The organism is Deltaproteobacteria bacterium, from assembly GCA_016931625.1.
GTDB lineage: Bacteria > Myxococcota > XYA12-FULL-58-9 > XYA12-FULL-58-9 > JAFGEK01 > JAFGEK01.
The window spans coordinates 1-15,210 of record JAFGEK010000061.1; the positions used below are offsets into that span (position 1 = coordinate 1).

16 protein-coding genes and 1 tRNA gene are annotated in these 15,210 nt (G+C 39.6%); 12 read left to right on the plus strand and 5 right to left on the minus strand.

The features are described 5' to 3' along the window. Positions 1 to 100 precede the first annotated feature (100 nt). The 10 genes from JW841_05300 (at position 101) to JW841_05345 (ending at position 11,184) form a co-directional block, all read left to right on the plus strand. On the plus strand, positions 101 to 1,381 hold the full coding sequence (locus tag JW841_05300; GenBank protein MBN1960341.1) for a TonB-dependent receptor: 1,281 nt from the start codon (positions 101 to 103) through the stop codon (positions 1,379 to 1,381). Between the two features lie 783 nt (positions 1,382 to 2,164). Continuing rightward, a complete protein-coding gene (locus JW841_05305) occupies positions 2,165 to 2,857 on the plus strand; it encodes a hypothetical protein (GenBank protein ID MBN1960342.1) in 693 nt (230 codons plus the stop codon). A gap of 6 nt (positions 2,858 to 2,863) precedes the next feature. Then, a complete protein-coding gene (locus tag JW841_05310) occupies positions 2,864 to 4,324 on the plus strand; it encodes a RimK family protein (GenBank protein ID MBN1960343.1) in 1,461 nt (486 codons plus the stop codon). Beyond that, entirely contained in the window at positions 4,321 to 5,553 is a 1,233-nt protein-coding gene (locus tag JW841_05315) for a glutamate--cysteine ligase (protein MBN1960344.1), read from the plus strand. Before JW841_05310 ends, JW841_05315 begins: the two co-directional genes overlap by 4 nt. Positions 5,554 to 5,597: 44 nt before the next feature. After that, positions 5,598 to 6,182 (plus strand): hypothetical protein, encoded by a 585-nt coding sequence (locus JW841_05320; protein ID MBN1960345.1) that lies wholly within the window; start codon positions 5,598 to 5,600, stop codon positions 6,180 to 6,182. Positions 6,183 to 6,265: 83 nt separating this feature from the next. Beyond that, positions 6,266 to 7,363 (plus strand): 6-phosphofructokinase, encoded by a 1,098-nt coding sequence (locus tag JW841_05325; GenBank protein MBN1960346.1) that lies wholly within the window; start codon positions 6,266 to 6,268, stop codon positions 7,361 to 7,363. 48 nt (positions 7,364 to 7,411) lie between these two features. Then, positions 7,412 to 9,931: a DUF3516 domain-containing protein gene (locus JW841_05330; protein MBN1960347.1), complete on the plus strand. Its 2,520-nt coding sequence runs from the start codon at positions 7,412 to 7,414 to the stop codon at positions 9,929 to 9,931. Positions 9,932 to 10,082: 151 nt separating this feature from the next. Next, positions 10,083 to 10,421: a Uma2 family endonuclease gene (locus JW841_05335; GenBank protein MBN1960348.1), complete on the plus strand. Its 339-nt coding sequence runs from the start codon at positions 10,083 to 10,085 to the stop codon at positions 10,419 to 10,421. A gap of 9 nt (positions 10,422 to 10,430) precedes the next feature. Further along, the gene (locus tag JW841_05340; protein ID MBN1960349.1) at positions 10,431 to 10,784 is read left to right on the plus strand and encodes a nucleotidyltransferase domain-containing protein; all 354 of its coding nucleotides are present in this window, start codon (positions 10,431 to 10,433) and stop codon (positions 10,782 to 10,784) included. Beyond that, positions 10,768 to 11,184 carry a nucleotidyltransferase substrate binding protein gene (locus JW841_05345; GenBank protein ID MBN1960350.1) on the plus strand — a complete coding sequence of 139 codons (417 nt, stop codon included), beginning with the start codon at positions 10,768 to 10,770 and terminating at the stop codon, positions 11,182 to 11,184. The genes JW841_05340 and JW841_05345 overlap by 17 nt, the downstream gene beginning before the upstream one ends. A 20-nt stretch (positions 11,185 to 11,204) precedes the next feature. Here JW841_05345 and JW841_05350 read toward each other — a convergent pair. From JW841_05350 to JW841_05365, 4 genes are all read right to left on the minus strand, one after another. Beyond that, positions 11,205 to 11,279: transfer RNA gene (locus JW841_05350), tRNA-Cys, on the minus strand. A 103-nt stretch (positions 11,280 to 11,382) separates the two neighbouring features. Next, positions 11,383 to 11,811 (minus strand): hypothetical protein, encoded by a 429-nt coding sequence (locus tag JW841_05355; GenBank protein MBN1960351.1) that lies wholly within the window; start codon positions 11,809 to 11,811, stop codon positions 11,383 to 11,385. 36 nt (positions 11,812 to 11,847) lie between these two features. Then, a complete protein-coding gene (locus JW841_05360; protein ID MBN1960352.1) occupies positions 11,848 to 12,252 on the minus strand; it encodes a hypothetical protein in 405 nt (134 codons plus the stop codon). Between the two features lie 2 nt (positions 12,253 to 12,254). Beyond that, positions 12,255 to 12,725: a DUF3795 domain-containing protein gene (locus tag JW841_05365; GenBank protein MBN1960353.1), complete on the minus strand. Its 471-nt coding sequence runs from the start codon at positions 12,723 to 12,725 to the stop codon at positions 12,255 to 12,257. Between the two features lie 325 nt (positions 12,726 to 13,050). On the opposite strand from JW841_05365, the gene JW841_05370 reads away from it, so the two are divergent. After that, on the plus strand, positions 13,051 to 13,716 hold the full coding sequence (locus JW841_05370) for a hypothetical protein (protein ID MBN1960354.1): 666 nt from the start codon (positions 13,051 to 13,053) through the stop codon (positions 13,714 to 13,716). Between the two features lie 9 nt (positions 13,717 to 13,725). Here JW841_05370 and JW841_05375 read toward each other — a convergent pair whose 3' ends face one another. Further along, a complete protein-coding gene (locus JW841_05375; protein ID MBN1960355.1) occupies positions 13,726 to 14,268 on the minus strand; it encodes a hypothetical protein in 543 nt (180 codons plus the stop codon). Between the two features lie 87 nt (positions 14,269 to 14,355). Here JW841_05375 and JW841_05380 point away from each other — a divergent pair, with 87 nt between their 5' ends. After that, positions 14,356 to 15,210 (plus strand): YicC family protein, encoded by an 855-nt coding sequence (locus JW841_05380; protein MBN1960356.1) that lies wholly within the window; start codon positions 14,356 to 14,358, stop codon positions 15,208 to 15,210.

The window sequence follows — 15,210 nt, forward strand, 5'->3', positions numbered from 1 at the left end:
AGAGAGTTTTACGTAACTCCTCGTCATTCCTACGAAAGTAGGAATCCAATTCCGATAAAAGTGAAAAATGAGACTAAGAGTCAGGTTTCGGGGGGGCGACTTGAGTCGTTATTCTCAGCTCGCTTTCAAGCGCGGAGATCCTTCTTATTCCGGCACAACGATTCATCTCCAGCAATACGATGGTCAGGTGCGCGCAAAGCTCCGGCTTCACGAGGATATCGTTTTGGCGCTGCGTGTGAATGGCGCTTTTGGTGGTACCGCTGCCGACGATTTGATCGACATGGGTGATTCAGGGCTGATTCGTCGCAAATGGTCATTTAGTAGTGGTATGGCAGACGCCGTGGCAACGTGGTCCAATGCAGATATGCCTGTTTCAGCCGCTCTCGGTATCGAGTATTCGTATGACTCCGAGGACATCGGTCGCCCGAGGCGGCTCGACCGTACCACACACGCCGTAACCCAGCAATTGGGAGATTTTCAGCCCCTCGAGCTTCGCAACTTTGCTCTCTATGCTCAGGTACGAGCACATTTTTTAGAAAAAGCACTCAAGTTGATTACCGGCGTTCGTTGGGATCAACATTCGATATATAACACTCAGTTAAACGCGCGTGCCGGTGCGGTATACCGTATAAATTCGATGCTGACCACCAAGTTGCTGTATGGGTCTTCTTTCAAGGCGCCGTCGCCATTTCTGCTCTATGCGCAACCGCTGCAAGTCGGTGGCATTATCGGTAATATCAACCTCGATCCACAACGGGCTGACTCTATTGAGCTGGCCGCGTCGTTTTTCTTTTTGCAATACTTCGATTTTTCGACCAATGTGAGTCTAACTCGCATCAGTAACAAAGCAGAGTTTCAGCCTACTGGTATCAATCAGGCGGCTCAGAACGTAGCCGAAATCAACAGCATGTCAATTGAAAGCAAGCTGAACGTGGTCTATAACAAAAACCTTCGGGGATTTGTTTCGCTCGAACGCCAGTTTGCTGAACGCTCGTTCGCGGCTTTCGGATATCTTTCGCAATTGGTGGGCTCCAAATTGGCTGCATATCCAGATCTAGTTGCGCGAACTGGTGTCACCTACTTAAGGCCAATCACCAATGATTTCGACTTGCAGGGTTCTGTTTTAGCAAAATATGTGAGCGCCAGACGTTCATCGACTTCCAACAGCCTGCTGGCAATGGGTCGCTACAAGGTAGGGGAATACGTTGCCCTCGATGCGACGATGATGGCTACGTACCACATGTCGACCGATATACGGATTCATATACAATTGATCGGACGCAACCTTTTCGACTCATACACTCAAGAGCCCGGTTTTGCCGGATACGATTATCCTGCGCGACCGCGAGAGCTATTATTGAATGTTGGATTAGAACTCTGACCCTCCTTAGAGCAGTTTCCTCTTGAATTGATCTACTGCGACACGACATATCTGCCGTAAGCTGGCGGCCTAGTCGTTTCGCTGCTCGAAATAGGTCCACTATTCCTTAAGCTGCTCACTTCTCAGGTGCCATCTTCGGCCACGGTCTGTAGTGTCTCGCTACGCTCACTTCAAAAGTAACCGTACGCTTATTGACGCGTAGCAATTACTGTGCTTGAAGGATGCAGTATAAGAAACTTTTCTTATTCAAACACGACATACTTTGCATGGTCATTCCTCATCTCTCGGTGGGGAGAGCAGGGGGAAAAAAATCGTATTTTGTTAAATATGCATAGTGTGTAAACTCAAAAACTTGTGTTATATATTCACAGCTAGAAAGCTCTATTGTTTTTGTTGTTTATGTAATAGTTTCAATTTCAAGTAATTATTGAATTAACGTGTAGTTGAGCCATAAAAATATATTAGATATATATTAACGCTAGCTGAAGATGTTAAATCTGGATAGATGACGATAGATGAAAGATATCACGCAACGAACATTGTGCTTATAGTGTGTATGATGCAGCGTATAAATCATTAATAATGCGGTAAATGTTTTTTGCTTAGGCTCACAAATTTTGTGAGGTTTGCATATGCTAATTAATTGATTTATTTAGTTTTAGTGAGTTAATTTAGTCAGAACAAAATAATTTTATTTACAAGATCTTTATCACATCTGAGTAGCTTGTTGAAATTATTGTGATGTATTAGATAGGCGCAGGTTTAATGTACTGAGGTATTTATTTGCGCCGCCTAGAAAATCTGCGAATCCGTTCGCAACCGACTGATTTCACATGTGGCCCTACATGTTTACATGCAGTCTACTCATATTATGGCGATCATGTTGATTTACAGAGAGTTATTAATGAAATTCCCACATTACCCGAGGGTGGGACTTTAGCTGTTAGACTTGCCAATCATGCTTTAGCGCGTGGGTATCACTGCACGCTTTGTACTTATAACCTTCAAATTTTCGACCCAACCTGGTTTAAAAAGCCTTCAATCGATATTATTGAGTGTTTGAAATTACAACAAAAGGCTAAAAGTGACGCCAAATTGCGCTTAGCAACGCCATCATATTTAGAGTTTTTAGAACGTGGTGGCCAATTAAAGTATCATGAACTTAATAGACAATTAATTCATAATTATCTTAAACAAGAGATACCAGTATTAACTGGTCTTAGCGCTACTTATTTATATGGCTGTGCTCGCGAAACTAATGATTATGATGACATTAGTGGTGAGCCCACCGGTCATTTTGTAATTCTTTCGGGTTACGATTCAAAAGCGAGAAAGATTTTTATTACCGATCCGCAAAAAGATAATCCACGCTTTGGCGAAACAGAATATGCTGTTAGCTTCGAAAGACTCATTGGAGCTATTTTGCTTGGCATAATTACTTATGATGCAAATTTGCTCATTATTGAACCTAGGTAGCAGGATATGCCTACTTTACTTGTTTTAGAAAAACCAGAAGCTTGGGGGCTACATCTTAATGGTGTTGAAGTTGTTGCCGCGCAAGAATACTTGGTAAATCCAAAGTATCATGATGCTAAAAGAACAAAAGTTTTTAATTTATGCAAAACTTATAGCTATCAAACAGTAGGGTATTATGTTTCACTTTTAGCTTCGGCACGTGGACATAAACCAATGCCGTCTGCTGAGACTTTACAAGATTTAAGGCAGGCATCAATAATTCGCATCGCTTCTGAAGATTTAGATGAATATATTCAATTAGCTTTTAAAGATCTTAAAACATCCGATTTTGAGTTAAGTATTTATTTCGGTCGCAATTTAGCTAAAAGATATGATCGACTTTCTCGAGCTTTGTTTAATCAGTTTCCAGCTCCGTTATTGCGCGCCGAATTTCGCTACAAAGAAAAATGGAAACTAGAGTCTCTTAGACCTATTGCTGCAGGGGATATTCCTGAGTCACATCATAATTTTGTTCGCGAACAAGCTGAACGTTACTTTGATCGGCCTCACGGACCGGCGATTATAAAGAATCCATATTATGAAATTGGGATTTTGATAAATCCCGAAGAAGTAAATGCCCCTTCAAACGATAAAGCAAAAGCCAAATTTGTTAAAGCCGCCAAAATGGCTGGTATGCAACCAACATTAATTCGTAAAGAAGACTATGGTCGCGTTGCCGAATTTGACGCTCTTTTTATTCGCGAAACCACTAGTGTTAATCACCATACATACAGGTTTGCGCGCCGTGCAGCTGCTGAAGGACTTATAGTAATTGACGACCCAGAATCTATAGTGCGTTGTTCAAATAAAGTATATTTAGCCGAATTATTTAAAAAACATAAAATATCGGCACCAAAGACATATATGGTGCATCGCAATACAATGGCTAAAATCGAACAAGAGATATCATTTCCATGTGTCGTTAAACAACCAGATAGTTCGTTTTCTATGAATGTTTCTAAAGCAAATAATATAACTGAATTTCGGTCGCATGTTGCTGAAATTTTAGAAGAATCAGAACTTGCGGTAGTGCAGCATTTTGTTCCTTCTGATTTTGACTGGCGTATTGGTGTAATTGATGGTCAAGCTCTTTATGCTTGTCGATATCATTTTGCTAAAGGAGATTGGCGCATTCAAACTGTCGATCATAATGGCAATAAATGTTACGGCAAGGTAGAAACTATTGCCATAGAAGATGCTCCTAATGAGGTGGTTACATTGGCTATAAAAGCAACAGCTCATATCGGCGATGGTTTTTATGGCGTAGATATCAAACAAAATAGTGAAGGATTTTTTGTGGTCGAAATAAATGATAATCCTAATATTGATTCTGGTTATGAAGATAAAATATTAAAAGATAGATTATATGCTTCTATTATTAATGTATTTGTTAAAAGACTTGAGGCGCGAAGGTTGCGCTTACTATGAATAACTCTTCTTATAAATTACTTCAGGCTATCGGTGTCGAGCTTGAATATATGATTGTTGATAGAGAAACTCTTGATGTTAAGCCACTTGCTGATCAAGTGTTAAAATCGGTGTCCGGTGAATATGAGTCAGAAATTGAGCAAGGCGATATTGCTTGGTCTAATGAGCTTGCTCTTCATGTTCTTGAACTAAAAACCAATGGACCAGTAACATCACTGTCAGGGTTACCTGCGAAGTTTCAAAAAAATATTCATAAAATAAATGACATTCTAACTCAGTTTGACGCCAGATTAATGCCATCAGCAATGCATCCATGGATGAATCCTGAGCAACAATTGCAATTATGGCCTCATGAAAATAATGAAATATATAACTTTTTTGACCGTGTTTTTAATTGTCGCAGACATGGATGGGCAAATTTACAGTCAACTCATATAAATTTATCTTTTGGTAATGATGAAGAATTTGGCAGACTTCATGCCGCGATTAGGTTAATTTTACCGATTATTCCCGCCATAGCCGCGAGTTCTCCATTGAAAGAAGGCCAGCTTACCGGAGTACTAGATTCTCGTCTTGCTGTTTATAGTTATAATAGCGAACGTATACCAAGTAGCACTGGCAAAGTGATTCCTGAAAGAGTTTTTAACAGACAAGATTATGAACAAGTAATACTTCAACAGATTTATCACGATTTACAACCAATAGACCCTGAAGGCATTTTACGACATGAATGGGCTAATGCGCGTGGTTGCATAGCACGTTTTGATCGTGGTGCGATTGAGATCAGACTATTAGATATTCAAGAGACGCCAAAAGTAGATATAACTATCGCTGCTGTGGTAATTGCAGTAATTCGTGCGCTTTGTGACGAAAAATTAAGTGATATTCATCAACAACAATTATGGGAAATTGACCCACTGCGTGATATTTTGCACGAATGCATCGAATCTGGTGGCGATGCAATTATTGACGATCAACAATATTTAGAAACTCTTGGTATTAATGATTTACAATCATGTTCTGCATTGGAGCTTTGGCGACATTTAGCTTTGCGTTGTAAGAAAGATTTTGATGATGAACTTAAGTCTGTCTGGGATATATTAATGAAGCATGGTTGTTTATCTAATCGAATTAGACGTGAATTGGGACCACGACCATCTCGCACTATACAATATCAAGTATATGAGCAATTATGCGATTGTTTACGTAACGGTGAAATGTTTGTTTAATTATAAGTGCAATCATCCTTAATTCGCGCTAAGTTTTATTAAATATGAGACTACGCTTATTAGTAAATCTTAACATATTTTTAGCAATAACAGGTTTACTTAGCGCTTGTGGTTCAAGTCGTCACAAAAGTCTAGTCTGGCTTGATTGTGGCGTTGGTTATAGTTTTGGGGTCGCCAAAGAATCTGATGATCATGGTTTTACGGCAGGTGTAGCTATTGGGGTAGGTGATGATAATCGAGATGGTTGGGGTATAAATGTAGGTGTTGGTGTTGACGCTGCGCTTATTAATAATGAATATAAAGCAGGTATGGGGATAGCAGGAAGTAATATTCGTATTGATCGAACATTATCGAGCATGCCTGATTTTGCATCAATGGTATCACGTTGGACGGCTACGACTACATTAGGATATGGTGGTGCAAATAAAAAATCAGCAAATAAAAGACAGTCAATATCTGAAAAATTAGGCATGAAACTATTTACTGGCCCTACTGCAGCTTTATTAACTAGCGATGGCATGGGTTTATCGCTTTCTGGCGGGCCAACAGGTATGATGACAACAGAAGGCAGTCGAACTTTTGGTGGTGAGTTGCGATTGCGTTTGTCTCTTGGACCAATAATTAATTAATAGTATATTTTATAATCATACTATATTCCTACCGTACATTGTTGTTATAGGCATATATCATCATAAGCTAAATAGGAGTTATTATGTCAATAGCGCTAAAACGTATTGGAATATTAACCGGAGGTGGTGATTGCCCAGGGCTCAACGCAGTTATCCGCGCGGTTGCTAAGGCGGCAATAAATGGCGGGCTTGAAGTTGTTGGCATAGAAGATGGTTATCTTGGGCTAATTCAAAATCGTATGCGTGTACTGACTTCAAATGATGTCAGCGGCTTGCTGACTATGGGAGGCACCATTTTAGGTTCATCAAATAAAGCAAACCCTTCAGCTTATGCCGTACCTGATGCGAACGGTAAATGGGTGGTGCGCGATGTTCGCGATGAAGTGGTAAAACACTACAAGCAAAGCCAACTTGATGCCTTAGTTGTTATAGGTGGCGATGGCACAATGAGCGGTGCAGCACAGCTAATAGAACACGGCATTACTAATATAGTTGGTGTCCCTAAAACTATCGATAATGATTTGTGGGGTACTGATGTAACTTTTGGACATGACACTGCTGTAGAAACTGCCACCCAGGCTCTTGATAAAGTGCATACTACCGCATCTAGCCACCATCGTGTCATGGTAGTAGAACTTATGGGCCGTTATGCTGGTTGGTTAGCTTTGCATGCCGGGGTTGCTAGTGGCGCTGATGTAATTTTAATGCCAGAAATACCATTTTCACTCGATGTAGTAACCGATAAATGTGTTGAGCGTAGCAAGTTTGGCAAACGTTTTACGATTGTCGCAGTTGGTGAAGGTGCTACACCAAAAGGTGGCGAGCAGTTCGTTGAGCACGTTGATCCTACCTCGCCGGATCCTATTCGTTTAGGCGGTGTTGGCAAATTTGTTGCCTCTGAAATTGAAAAACGTTCAGGTATTGAAGCAAGAGCTATTGTGCTTGGGCATGTTCAACGTGGTGGCACTCCAACCCCACATGATCGTTTGCTATCAACTGAGTTTGGTTTTCATGCTTACGAATTAGTTACCGCAGGGCATTTTGGTGAGCTTGTGGTTAAACGCGATGGCAAGATTAACTCTGTACCTATTAGTGAAGTTGCCAATAAAGTTCGTACGGTGCCCACAGATCATATAATGGTTAGAGCTGCACGTGCTGTAGGTACATGTTTTGGTGATTAGTAACGTTTAGTTGAAACTTAAGGGCTCACCACGAACGGGTGGCTAAAATTGTCAACATTAGCGTCATGTATCGAATTTGGAATATCAGCTACATCTGCGCTTGATCGTTTTGTCGCTTGGGTTACTGATACTGGACTTTCACTTTATCCCGCCCAAGAGGAAGGTATTTTAGCATTAGCTGAGCATCAACACTTAATTCTTAATACCCCGACGGGCTCTGGAAAATCGCTAGTAGCTAGCTTTGCTTTATTTCTAGCTTTATGCGAACAAAAACGAGCGTTTTATACTTGTCCCATTAAAGCTTTAGTAAACGAAAAATTTTTTGATTTTTGCCGCATTCTTGGACCTGATAATGTCGGCTTACAAACTGGCGATGCTACGGTTAATCGCGATGCCAAAGTAATTATATGCACTGCCGAAATATTAGCTAATATAGCAGTGCGCGAAGCACGCCTAGCGGCTGATTATATAGTTATGGATGAATTTCATTACTATGGTGATCGCGACCGTGGTTCGGCTTGGCAAATACCTTTGTTGTTACTTGACCAATCTGTCTTTGTACTAATGTCTGCGACGTTGGGGGATACACATAAAATTACTGACTATTTAGAAGCAATTACAGGTCGTGAAGTTGCCGATGTGCGTAGCGCCGAACGCCCGGTACCGCTTGATTTTGTCTATAGTGATAATCCCTTACACGAAACATTAGCTGAACTCATTAAACAGAATCGACAACCAATTTATTTGGTAAATTTTACACAACGTACTGCAGCCGAACAAGCACAAAATCTACTCAGTAGCGATTTTACTGTTAAAGAAGACAAAGAAGCCCTGCGCCAAGCCATTGCCAATGAGCGTTTTAGCACCCCCTACGGTAAAGACATGCAGCGTTTTTTGCGTCACGGGGTTGGATTGCATCACGCTGGATTACTACCAAAATATCGATTACTGGTTGAAAAGTTAGCTCAGCGTGGGTTACTTAAAGTGGTGTCTGGCACTGATACTTTAGGTATGGGTATTAATGTGCCAATTCGCACCGTATTGTTCACTAAATTATGCAAATATGATGGTGAAAAAACTGCCATTTTATCAGCACGTGATTTTCATCAAATCGCTGGGCGGGCAGGGCGTAAAGGGTTTGATGATCATGGATATGTAGTTGCACAAGCGCCTGAGCATATTATTGAAAATCGGCGCCTTGAATCTAAAAAGCAAACTGGACGTAAAGTAATTAAAAAACAGCCGCCCGATAAAGGTTATGTGCATTGGGATAAAAATACATTTGAGCAATTACAGCAAAAATCCCCTGAACCTTTAGAATCTCGTTTTGAAGTAAGCTTTGGTTTGCTACTTAGTTTGATTCAAAGTGAAGTTGCGGTGAAAGGTGGCGGCTATGGTCGCCTAATTCAACTTATCGCCAATTCCCACGGCTCTGATGGTATCAAGCGTCGTCAACGTCATCAAGCAGCACGCTTGTTTCGTACCTTACGTAAAGCTGGTATTATCGTGCTGCATCAGATTGAAGACTATCGTGGTGCTTATGTGCGTATTGCTAAAGAATTGCAGCGCGATTTTTCATTGTTTCACACTTTGTCTCTGTATTTGGTAGAAAGCTTAACCATGCTTGAGCCAAATAGTCCCACATATTATTTAGATATATTATCCCAAGTAGAATCAGTGCTTGAAGATCCTGATGCTATTCTTTACCGTCAGCTCGATAAACTAAAGGGCGACAAAATAGCCGAACTCAAAGCCGCTGGTGTTGAATACGAAGAGCGCATGGCTGAGCTTGAAAAATTAGAATATCCTAAACCAAATCGTGATTTTGTCTATGCAACTTTTAATGAGTTTGCCGAAAAACATCCGTGGGTAGGCAGCGAAAATATTCGCCCAAAATCTATAGCACGTGACTTAATTGAGCGTATGCTATCTTTTAAAGATTATGTAATTGAGTATAAATTAGAGCGAATCGAGGGTCTGCTTTTACGCTATCTTACCGAAGTTTATAAAACCTTAATCCAAACCGTACCAGCTAAGTATCACGATGATGATTTACTCGATGTTGTTACTTATCTGCGTTCACTAGTACGTAGTGTTGATTCAAGCCTTATTGATGAATGGGAGAGATTGCGCGACCCTGATGCACCAATAGTTGAAAATATTGCAGAATTGTCACCACCCAAGCCACGCGACATAGCCAGTGACCCCCGTGCATTTGCGGCGCGAGCGCGTAATGATTTGCATAAACTTCTAAAGGCCTTGGCGCAAAAAGATTACCAAGCGGCGAGCGAGGCAGTATTGCAGCGCGAGAATGAATGGTCACCCGAAAAAATAGCCACAGAGATTGAACCATATTATATCGAACATAGTCATATAGATATTACACCATTAGCGCGTCGTCCGCATAACACCTTCATTAAAGAAATTGGCCCACGCCAGTGGCAAGCGATACAAAAAATTGTCGATGAAGATGGTGAAGCCGATTGGGTGATTGAGTGTTTAGTAGATTTGATTGAAGAACGAGATGAAGACTTGCCCCTAATTGAGTTGGTGAGAGTGACTAGGTAAAGTAAAATATGCCTCTCAATATTGCAATTATTGGTTGTATTATACAATTTCAAAGTATGAATACGAAATTTATCACTTAAAAGCTAGCGTTATTATTAACGACAAATGTATGATAAATAGATAATATATAAAAAGAGTTAGGGGGTATGCCATGGCCGCTACATTAAAGTCACAACCGCTAATTTTGACTTATGATGACTATTTGCGTTTTCCTAATGATGGCAAGCGTTACGAAATTTTTGAAGGGGAGGTTGAAATGAATCCAGCACCATTAGTTATTCATCAACGTATTTCGCGTAAGCTCGAATTTATTTTGTTGACTTACATTGAAAAAAATAATCTTGGTGAGATTTTTGATGCTCCAGTAGATGTAATTTTAAGTCGCACTAATGTTGTTCAACCCGATCTCGTCTTTGTTGCGAAAGAGCGTAGCTCAATAATTGCTGAGCGCGGTATTTTTGGTGCACCAGACTTGGTTGTTGAAATTTAATAGGAAAGTATGAAAATCTATAGTGCACCTTCTAATGATTTAAAAGCTATGACACTGCCCGAACGTTGTGCTAATTATGGCTTGGCTATTACAGCAATAGTGGCTGAAGCTAAGCGGAAAATAGCACCAAAACGTATTTATTTATTTGGCTCGCGTGCTCGTGGCAACTCGCGCCAATTGTCTGATATTGATTTAGCATTCATCTTTGACAATCATGCTAACTGGAGTGATTTTTCCTCATGGGTTCATGAAGAAGCACCTACTTTGCTTGATGTAGATCTAATAGATCTCGATTTGTGCCACGAGAGTTTACGAGAACAGATATATCATGAGGGGATAATTATTTATGAACGTGAATATTGAACCAACAACGCAACGTAAAATTGACAATTTCAACAAGGCACTGGCTGCACTTAATCGTTTTATGTTAGAGCCAAACCGTAGCGAAGCAACAGCCGCCGGTATTATTAAAGGTTTTGAATTCACTTTCGAGCAAACCTGGAAACTTTTTCAACATTTGGCTGATCTTGCTGGCATGCAAACAGCCTCTCCCAAAGCAGCGCTACGAGCTGCATTAAAACTAGGCCTTATTGATGATGAAAAATTATGGCTCGATATGCTTGTAGACCGAAACTTATCAAGTCACACTTATCACACTAGCTTGGCCGAAGAATTAGTTGAACGTATCGAGAGTAGTTACAGCAAAGAGTTACAAGCGGTAGCAAGTCGGGTACAAAGTCATTTGCGCGACGATAAATGTTAATTATTAATTATATTAAAAACTGGAGGCGCGGACGGGATTTGAACCCGTGAATGACGATTTTGCAGACCGTTCCCTTACCACTTGGGTACCGCGCCGATCTAATAAGATATACCGAAAATGCCTTATTGCCTTTTCGAGCGTATGGAGTCAAGTCTTGAATAAAAATATACGACAAATTGTTATTTATCTTTTTATTATTTACACTGATGGTTTGGGGCTATTTTCTGCGGTTTTATTTTTTGCACCGGAGTGTACTGTTGCAATTATTGCCGTGACAATTATTAGTATGCCAACAAAAAATAGGGGCAATATTTGTGAGAATAGAGTATAAGATGTACCGTTAGCTAACATTTCATTTTTCATATCAGGTGGTGCATTGGCGATAGTAAAAAATATATTTTTGAGTTCAAAAAATAATTGCAAGATAATTAATATAAATAATAACACAATGTTGCCAACAGCCAAAAGGGTCATGTTGATTTTAGGTAATGCGTTTAAACCCTGCATTATTGCTAATGCGATACCGAGTAAAAATAGCAATACAATTAAAATGGTTAATATTGAAGTGGCAAATTCTGGGAAATAAGAGTTTAAATATATATGAGTTGTCAAATAGGTGCTTATCATAATTAGCCCTCAATAAATGAGACAATAAAAAGTGATTTAGCTAGCTTGTGTTTGGGCGCGGCTACGTAATGCCGTCGCAATAAAAACACTTGATACTAAAATAGCTAGAAGTATCAAGCTAATGATTTGTGTTTCTAAAAAATTAGATATCCCGGCGGCCATCATCATTGCTTGTTGTTCTTTAGCTACTGATGATACTGATTCAAAGCAAATACCCAGGTTAACTATAGCATTGCAAACACTATTAAGCATAAGCATAGCAATAGCGCCAATAGCTAATGGGGTAGCGTTAAAACGTGAACGTAAAGTGATAAATTGCAAAACTATCATAGCAGCTGCAATGATGGCGTAACCAATTATTTGGAATAAATAATAGTCATGGTTATACAATATGTTTAAGGGGCTATGGCGCAGATGGTAAGTAAGTTCAAAAAAACCCATTTTTATAACTCCTTATAAAACAGACAGCCTGGATGATTATCTAATTCTTTACAAAAAGTATCGAGCCCTTTTTCTCGTATCATTTTAATATTACTTCTGATCATATTGCCATTAATTATATTTAAAGATGCCAATTTATCGCAAGCTGCAACATCAAGACACTGCCAACAACCTTCTAACTTATGTGAAACGCAGCATTCTCGTATTGTACAATTCATTGAACCGCCACCATTACGACAAATTGTAGGGCAAATCATTTGTTCCCATGCTTTTAGCAATTGATAACATTGTTCTACATGTTCAAAAGCTTTTAATTCAGCATTATATTTAGCGAGTGCTGGCCCCCATTTTTCAAATTTCATTGCCTTAAACTTTATAAGCAGAGATTGGGCAAGAGCTGCAGGGTTATCTTTTAATAGATAACATTTGGCGCAATAAATGCCGCAGTAGCTAACGTTTTCTAGATTGCTCATTATGTCGATGTCTTTTTAATATATAAATGAAGATTAGCGATAAATTCACATAGACTCAAGCGGTACTTGCGATCCGCTATCATTAGGTGTTTGCCTTGCCTCTACAACAGGTAGGCTTAGATGACTTTTTCACTTTTTATATGAGGTAGCCATAATAAAGGTGCTACGATAAATCCCAAGCCAATAATTTTATAAATAATATGCAGTTTTTGATATTTAATGAGGGACATCCCCTATTATATGTGGTGGTCGGGTCTGTATTTATATGACTTAAGTTTAGTATGCACTAATTGCTTTTGCTTTTACCATAGGGCATTTTGTTTAAATGTCAAAACGCTTTCATTCAAAGCCAATCTTGTCACCACCGCAACGTGCGCCAGCAGGCAGTTTTACAGCAGGTAAACCTCCAATTGTTAAATCTAGTGTGCGAAAAGAGCAACACCCAACAAATAGTGATGATTCAAATAATAATTCTATCGATTCAATAAGTTTGCCAGAGAAAAGCAAGCGATCTCATAACCCATTTGGTTCAGTGCGTCGCTATGATTTAGCTTTAAAACTTACTGGTGTTAAAGAAGAAGAAAAAAATCCAATAGCAAAGTCGCCTGAGTCGTCTAACAACGCATCAAGCGATCAGTATGATGAAACGGTGCGACCACCACCGGGGGCACCAACTATTCGTCCATCAGTTCATCGTCAGCATCAGGTGCCCCCTGATCTTGATGATTTGCTGCAAAATACTGCAAATAGCTTGTTATTAGTAGCTGAACCAGATGGAGCAACTGCATTTGATATTTCAATTCGTGATGATGTTTTTGATGAACTTGCATGCCGTATTGCAATACGTGATCATACTGTAACTGCAACATTTCGAGTAGCTGATACAAATTTACGTCGCTTACTTGAAGCTGAAGCTGGTCGTTTGCGTGCACAGTTAAGCGATAGAGGTTTTAAAGTAGATCAAATAATAATTTGTGAAGCAGAAGATTAGGGGGGGTCACTAATTTGGGTTCCATTCATAGCGTCCGATTACTGGACCAGTTACATTAATTACATTATCGCTAAGTATCATTTCACCCTGTTTGGCTGAAACATTAAGCCCCGGGGCTTTAAAGATTAAGGGGCCATCAAGCTGTACTCGTTCTGTTTTACCGTTATAGACAGCATTACCTCCAGATAATACCCCGTTGCGTGGTGTTTCTATACGCACATCTTCTAAGGTAGCTTTACGTTCCTCAAAGCCAATTTGACCACGTATACCATATATTTCAAAAACCTGATCACTAGCGTTCACTGAATCACTTTTTGAAAAATGACGAATGTGAACACCTTGAGCGTCAGCATTATTAATGTCACCAGTAGAACGTTCTGCCATACCGACCCATACTAGCTTTGCTGCTTCATGTTCTTCGATACGCACCCCTTCAAAGATGAATTGTTTTTCTGGTACTATTTCGGCTTTGGTCATTGGTGGGGTATTATCGCAGCTAATTAAAAGCATGATGAGAGCTAGGCACTTGGCCAATGGTTGCAGTACTATCATGAGTGTGTGCATAAGATTATGATGTATTACCTTGTTTATGGTCTAATAAGCAATCGCATTATTGTTAGCCTGAACTGAGGAGAATATATGATCCGTAGTATGACCGGCTTTGGTTTTGCCAAACGAGAAGACGCTGGCATTCGCGTTGAAGTAGAAGCCAAAAGTATCAACGGGCGCTTTTTAAAAATTTCATTAAGGTTACCTCCGTCATTATCTGCTTATGAAACAGAAATTGAAGGACTTGTTCGTTCACGACTGCGTCGCGGTTCAATAAGTCTGAAAATAGATATATTTCATCTTAATGGTGAAGCAGCAGTGAGAGTTAACGAAGAAATAATTAAGGCTTATCAGGCAATCTTTCGTCGTCTTGGGGTAAGTGAAGAGCCAATAGCTACATTACCAGGAGTACTTGTCAGTGCTCGAGATGATTTAAACCAAGAAGCCTTAGCCGTTGTGTATGCTACGATAAATGAAACAATTGATAATTTGGTATCTATGCGTAAACGTGAAGGTGATGTATTAGCGAAAGCGTTGCAAAGTTTTTGCGATAATATAGAAGTGTTGCGTAAACAAATTAAATGGCGAGTTCCATTAGTGCTGCAGGAATATCATGATAAATTAAAAAATCGTGTTAACCAGCTGCTTTCAGGATCTAATATTTCCTTAGATAACCAGACGCTAGCTCGTGAATTAGCTTTTTTTGCAGACCGTTGCGATATTAATGAAGAGCTTGATCGGCTTAATTCTCATATTTCTCAAGTAAAAGAACAAATTAATAAAAACGATGAATCAGGAAGAGTATTAGATTTTTTAAGTCAAGAAATACTTCGTGAAGTAAATACTATTGGTGCTAAAAGTTCTGATATAGAGATAAATATGGCGGTGGTTAAACTTAAAACTGAAATTGAACGTTTTAAAGAACAAATTGCTAACGTGGAGTAA